The organism is Stenotrophomonas sp. DDT-1 (assembly GCF_001580555.1).
Lineage (GTDB): Bacteria > Pseudomonadota > Gammaproteobacteria > Xanthomonadales > Xanthomonadaceae > Stenotrophomonas > Stenotrophomonas sepilia.
The window spans coordinates 23329-29834 of record NZ_LEKR01000053.1 but is presented as its reverse complement, the minus strand read 5'-3'; the positions used below and the strand labels follow the sequence as shown (position 1 = coordinate 29834).

Genomic DNA, 6506 nt, shown 5'->3' with positions numbered 1-6506 from the left:
GCTGTCGAGATGGCGCTGGTGCGCCTCGATCAGGATCTGCTTGGCCTCAGCGGCGCCACCCCAACCGTCCAGCTTGACCCACTTGCCCTTCTCCAGGTCCTTGTAATGCTCGAAGAAGTGGCCAATGCGCTCCAGCCAGTGGCTCGAGACCTGGGCGATGTCTTCGACGTGGGCGTAGCCGCTGAAGATCTTCGAGACCGGCACGGCGAGGATCTTCTCGTCGCTGCCTGCCTCATCGCTCATCTTCAGCACACCGACCGGACGGCAGCGCACGACCGAGCCCGGCACCAGCGGCAGCGGCAGCACCACCAGCACGTCGGCCGGATCGCCGTCGCCACACAGGGTGCTCGGCACGTAGCCGTAGTTGCACGGATAGCGCATCGGGGTGGACAGGATGCGGTCGACGAAGATCGCGCCGGTTTCCTTGTCCACTTCGTACTTCACCGGCTCCGAGTCCTTCGGGATCTCGATGATGACGTTGATTTCTTCCGGCGGGTTCTTGCCGGGCGAGACGAGTTCCAGGCCCATGGTGTGCTCCAGGTGGGGATATAGACGGATAGCTCACCATTTTATGCCTTTGCCGGGCGCTGTGCAGGGTAGGGCTGGGCCGACCTGCGCGCCCGCCCCTGGCGGAGCGGGTGGGGCGGGGTTTCCCGATGGGTTCGACCCGGTCCCCGCGGCAGGCTGGACGTCCTTGCCAAGGAGACTTGCCATGAACTGGAACCGCTTGGGCTGTTGTGCCTTGCTGCTGCTGGCGCCGCTGCCCGCGCTCGCGCGCGGGTTGCATGTCAACCTGATTGACTATCCCTCCGACGAGGCCGGATGGGACCGTGCCTTTGCGCTGGAGGACGCGGTCGCCGGCGAATTCGCCGCATGGTGTGCCGACACCTTGTGTGAAGGTGATTACAGCAACTACCGGGTGATGGAGTTCCGCTGCGCCGTGCTCGCCCACCGCGGCACCGTGCAGCGCTGTGTCTGGGTGGTGGCCGCCAGCGAGCTGGAGGTTGAGCCCGACACGGGACACGTGCGGATCGACAACGGGAGCTGGGTCTGTCCGGTCGAAATGCAGCCCGGGGTGCCCGTCGACGCGTTCTACGCCTCCCTGGAAGCGCCGGGTGGCCTGATCGCCCCTCTGCCCGGGCTTGGCCATGGTCTCTTCGATGGGCTGCCTGAATGCCTGCGCACGCAGGGGAGGGTGGGCTGATGGGGAGCTTCCGTAGATGCTGGCTGTTGTGTGGCGTGCTGTCTGTCAGCCTGCCGTGCGCCGGTGTCGCTCAGGCTGCGCCTGCGTTCGTCGATGCGCGGGATTACGCCGGCCCGGGGGGCGGCCACGAGCGTTTCCTTGCTGCCGAGCGGCAACTGGTGCGTGGCTTCGATGAGGTATGTGGCGATACCTTCTGCGAGGGCGAGTACATCAATCTGTGGGCCATGCGCCTGCGCTGTTCCGTGGATCAGGCCACGGGGGTGGTTGTCCAGTGTGTATGGACCTTCGCCGGTAGCAACACCAGGGTAAAGTCCAGCGGCCTGATCACGGTCAACCGCGGACGCTATGCCTGCGTGCTGCCGCTGGCAACCGGAACACGCCTGGAAACCCTGTTGCAGGTGTGGGAAACGGGGGAGGGGTTCGATGCGTTGCACGCGCCGCTGCCCGGCACGACTGCCAATACGTACGACGCACTGGTTGATTGCCTGTAGCCCCGGCAACGATACGAATGTGACTTATTCGCATTACCGGAGTAGCATGCGCGCTGCCTCCCGTCTGTCGTCCCGGCTCCGCGCATGTCCTCCAATGCTGCCTCCCTCACTGAGCTGCTGATCCGCGAGCGGCCAGCGCTGCTGCGCCGGGTGCAGCGCATCCTCGGGGGCGACAACGGCGCCGAGGACGTGATCCAGGCGGTCTGGTTCAAGGCCCGTGGGGTCGATGACAGCCAGGCGATCGGCAACCCGCGGGCCTATCTGTATCGGCTGGCCGCCAACCTTGCCACTGACCACGGCCGCGAATCGAGCCGCCGCAACCGGCTGCTGGCCGACCACTACCTGTGGGGGGCCGACGAGGTGATCTCCACCGAGGAGCAGGCCATGGCACAGGATGAGCTGCAGCGGGTGCTCGATGCGGCGGGTCACCTGCCGGAGCCGACCCGCACCATCTTCCGGCTTAACCGCCTGCAGGGCCTCACCCAGGCCGAGATCGCACGCCGCCTGGGGGTGTCGGTGACCACCGTCGAGAATCATGTGCGCTCCGCGCTGCAGCGCCTGGCCTGGGCGCGCAGCGGTCGATGAGCGCGCCGGCTTGGGGCTGGCCTTCGCGCAGACGTCTTGATCACTGGACCGTGGATGCGGTCCAGTTCCCCCGCCTGCGCTTGAATGCGCCTGTCCGCCAGCCGATGAGCCCGCCGAACATGCAGCCCGCCGCCAATGACGATGCCCTGGCCGAACAGGCCCGGGACTGGATCGCGTGGCTGGCCTCGGGTGACATCAGCGATGCACGCATGCAGGCGTTCGAGCACTGGTTGCAACAGCCGGGGCACCGCAGGGCCTTCGAACACGAGCGCGCGTTGTGGCGCAGTGTCGGGCCGCGCCCACAGGCCGCCGGGGCCAGCGGACGGCGTCGGCCGCATCGACTGCGCTGGGCGATGGCTGTGGCGGCAATGCTGGCGATGCTGGTGGCATGGCCGGAGGCGTGGCTGCGCCTGCAGTCCGATCATCGCAGCACGCATCAGGTGCAGCACGTGCGGCTGCCCGATGGCAGTCGGGCGGTGCTGGATGCGGACAGTGCGATTGCCGTGCGCTTCGATGCGAACGCCCGCGAGGTCGAGCTGCTGCGCGGGCGCGCCTGGTTCGAGGTCAGCCCGGATGCACAGCGGCGTTTCAGCGTGCGCGCCGGCAATGGCCTGGTCGAGGACATCTCGACCGCGTTCACCGTGGCGCGTGGAGACGAGGGGGTGGAAACCCAGGTTGGGCAGGGCAGGGTGCGCGTGGCCAGCCCGGCCGACGGTGGCTGGACCTACCTGCAGCAGGGGCAGCGTGCCGTCTACACTGAACGTGGCGGGGTCATGCGACGGGCTGACGTGACCGCCGACAGCGTCGGCGCCTGGCGCCAGGGCGAGCTGCTGCTGGAGCAGGCCAGCGTCGCCGATGCGGTGCAGTGGGTGGGGCGCTATCGCGCGGGACCGACCTTCGTGCGCGGTGATCTGTCACGTCTGCCTGCAGTGAGTGCTGCGTTGCGCATCGACCGCCCGGAGCAGGCGCTGGACGCGCTGGCGGTAGCGGCAGGTCTTCAGGTTACTCGTCTTCCATTCGGCGTCGCCATCGTGCAGTAGCTCCACGCCACGCGTGGATGAGCGTCTCTGTGCCGACCAACGGTCGGCACCCACCGCCACCGGCCGACCAACGGTCGGCAACCACCGCGCACCGTCGGCATCCCCCGCGACCGCAAATCGCTCTTGGGGTTGTCGCGTGCCCAGCCGTCTTATCCGGCGAACGTACCCGCCGTCGCCACGTACGTCGCCGTGTCCGCCCGTGTTGCGGATGACGCCGCGTTCGCGGCACCGATTACCTGACAGGTTCTTCCATGTTCGACTCCCACCGCTCGGGCCGCGTACTGCGCCCGTACCGTCTGTGCATTGCGTTGCTTGCCGCCGGGCTGGCCAGCACGACGCCACCCGCACTGGCGCAGAGCGCCCGCAGCGACCACGCGGCCGTACTGCGCTTCGATATTCCTGCACAACCGCTGGATGAGGCGCTGCGCAGCTACATGCGCCAATCTGGCGTGCAGGTGGTGTACCCCGCATCGCTGGCACACGGCGCAACCTCCCACGCGGTCAGCGGCAGCCTGTCGGCCGACCAGGCGTTGCAGCACCTGCTGCAGGGAAGCGGCGTGGCGGTGCGCCGGGTCAGCGCCGATGCGGTCACTCTGGAGGCAGCAACGCCGGTGCGGGCCGATAGCGGTGTGATCGTCACCGGCACGCTGCGTGTGGCCGGCGACCGCGTCGACAGCGGTGCGAACAACGATGAAGCGCGCCTGCTCGACAGCTACCGCAGCGTGGGTTCGACCACCACGCTCGACCGCGCGCATCTGGAGCGCTTCCGCGGCACCTCCAACGGTGACATCGTCAAGGGTGTGGCCGGTGTCACCGCCGGTGATCCGCGCGTCGGCAATGGCTTCGACGTCAACATCCGTGGCATCCAGGGCCAGGGCCGCGTACCGGTGATCATCGACGGTGGCCAGTCCAGCATGGATACCTACCGCGGCTATGCGGGCCAGTCACAGCGCACCTACCTCGACCCCGACCTGATCTCCAGCCTGACCATCACCAAGGGCCCAAGCCTGCAGGCCAACGCCTCCGGTGGCATCGGCGGTATGGTCGAGATGGAGACGCTGAAGATCGGTGACGTGCTGCGCGAAGGGCGCGACTTCGGCGTGCGCGTGCGCAGTGGCCTGGCCAATGGCAGTGCCAACTACCTGCCGTCCTACAGTGCGACGCCGCGCACCGATCGTAGCGCCACCGGCAGCCAGTTCTTCAACGTGGCCGGTGCCGGTCACTGGGGCCGCTTCGACCTGGTTGCGGCCTACGCGTACCGGGACAACGGCAACTACTTTTCCGGCAAACACGGCTACGATGATTTCCCGCAGACCCGTCGTACGCTGGCGCCGCTGAATCCGCCGCGCACCGAAGTGTTCAACACCTCCTCGCGTTCGAAGTCGGCGCTGCTCAAGGGCACCTGGCGCATCGATGACACGCAGAGCCTGGAAGCCGGCTACCGCCGCTATGAAGGCACGGCCGGCGAGATCATGGCCTCGCAGATCATCCGGGTGGATCGGGACCGCATCCCGCAGTGGGATCCGGGCCACGTCGACATGGACAGCTACAGCCTGCGCTACCGCTTCAATCCGGACAGCGAGCTGATCGATCTACGCGTCAATGCCGCATACACCGACACCGACAGCGTGATGTACAACAGCCTGACCGGCATCACCCCCTGGTACTTCGATCGCCGCACCGAGTGGTACGACGCGCCCAGCTTCAGCGGCGACCCCGGCTACAAGGATGCCTACCGCAATCCGCTGCGGCAGAAGCGCTTCGGACTGGATGCCAGCAACACCTCGATGTTCGATACCCGCGCCGGTGCGTTCACCCTCGACTACGGCCTGTCCTACAGCGACGAAGACATCGCCCCGGGCAGCTCGGGCCCGATCAAGCACGACGACCTGGTCAACAACCGCTTCCTGCGCAACGCCGAGCGCAAGGAATACAGCGCCGTGGCCTCGCTGAAGTGGCAGCCCGATGAACATTGGGAGCTGCTGGCCGGCGGCCGCTGGAACCGCGTGGATGTGCATGACCGCAACCGCCTGGCCACGCCTGATACCTATGAGGTGCAGGGCCAGTACCGCTACACCGAGCTGCTCAACGGCAACCCGGCACTGCCCTCGTGGCGCGCCAAGCGCATCGCGTTGCTGAACTGGTATCCGGATGCCAATGGCAATTTCACCCAGGAATCGCTGCTGGCCTCGCCGTACAAGAAGGGCACGGTGGGCGACATCGGTGGGTGGAACTTCTATGACGCCGGCAAACCGCAGGATCTGGAAGTGCCGGTCAGCTGGACCTGGTCGCCGCCGATCCGCCGCCGTGACACCGCGTTCTCGCCGACTGCCAGCGTGGCCTACCGCTTCAGCGAAGACACCCTGGTCTATGTGAAGTACGCCGAGGGCACCAAGCTGCCGAGCCTGTTCGAGACCACGCTGGGCCTGTTCACCGCCGCCAAGCCGGTGGGTGAGCTGAAGCCGGAGCGTGCGCGCAGCTGGGAAATCGGTGCCAGCACCCTCCGCTACGACCTGTTCACCGCCGGCGACCGCCTGGCGCTGAAGCTGTCGTACTTCGATACCCGCATCGACGACCTGATCACCCGTGACTACCGCACGCTGTCGGCCGGCCTGATCCGCAACGTCGATCAGTTCAAGGTCTCGGGCATGGAATTCCAGTCCAGCTATGACAGCGGCAAGGTCTTCGCCGACCTGTCCGCGCATTACTATTTCAAAGCCAAGACCTGCGCGCCGGACATCGCCGCCGAGCGCCGGGCCTATGGCGCACAGCGCAGGAACGATGAGCTGGCCCACACGCCCAACTGCGTGGACGGCGGCTTCGAGGGGTCGTACACCAACACCCAGAACCCGCCGCGCTACATGGTCAACCTGACCCTGGGCTCGCGCCTGTTCGACGAGCGCCTGACCTTCGGCACCCGCATGGTCCACAACGCTGGCCCGATCAGCACGCTGGACAAGGACTGGAACGTGGGCCTGTCGGCGATCCAGCAGCTGTACCGGCCGAACACCTTGGTCGACCTGTTCGCCAGCTGGAGCTTCAACGACCAGCTGTCGGTGGAAGCCGGCGTCGATAACCTGACCGACCGTTACTACCTGGACCCGCTCGCCCTCGGCGTGATGCCGGCGCCGGGTCGCACCGCAAGGCTGGCGTTGACCTGGAAGTACTGATCTGCGGGGTCGGCTC

The 6506-nt window shown here is 66.9% G+C and carries 6 protein-coding genes; 5 read left to right on the top strand and 1 reads right to left on the bottom strand.

All coding sequences use genetic code 11. The annotated features are described in order from the left end of the window. A partial coding sequence (gene ppa / locus AB839_RS18725) for an inorganic diphosphatase (RefSeq protein WP_061480509.1) occupies positions 1-528 on the bottom strand: 528 nt, incomplete at its 3' end. 184 nt (positions 529-712) lie between these two features. Here ppa and AB839_RS18720 point away from each other — a divergent pair. The 5 genes from AB839_RS18720 (at position 713) to AB839_RS18700 (ending at position 6490) form a co-directional block, all read left to right on the top strand. After that, positions 713-1204 (top strand): hypothetical protein, encoded by a 492-nt coding sequence (locus tag AB839_RS18720; RefSeq protein ID WP_061480508.1) that lies wholly within the window; start codon positions 713-715, stop codon positions 1202-1204. After that, entirely contained in the window at positions 1204-1695 is a 492-nt protein-coding gene (locus AB839_RS18715) for a hypothetical protein (RefSeq protein WP_061480507.1), read from the top strand. The genes AB839_RS18720 and AB839_RS18715 overlap by 1 nt, the downstream gene beginning before the upstream one ends. 84 nt (positions 1696-1779) lie before the next feature. Continuing rightward, on the top strand, positions 1780-2280 hold the full coding sequence (locus AB839_RS18710; RefSeq protein ID WP_061480506.1) for an RNA polymerase sigma factor: 501 nt from the start codon (positions 1780-1782) through the stop codon (positions 2278-2280). Between the two features lie 104 nt (positions 2281-2384). Continuing rightward, on the top strand, positions 2385-3320 hold the full coding sequence (locus tag AB839_RS18705) for a FecR domain-containing protein (RefSeq protein WP_061480510.1): 936 nt from the start codon (positions 2385-2387) through the stop codon (positions 3318-3320). Positions 3321-3571: 251 nt separating this feature from the next. Then, positions 3572-6490, top strand: coding sequence for a TonB-dependent receptor (locus tag AB839_RS18700; protein ID WP_061480505.1), 2919 nt, complete (start codon positions 3572-3574; stop codon positions 6488-6490). Positions 6491-6506: the final 16 nt, after the last annotated feature.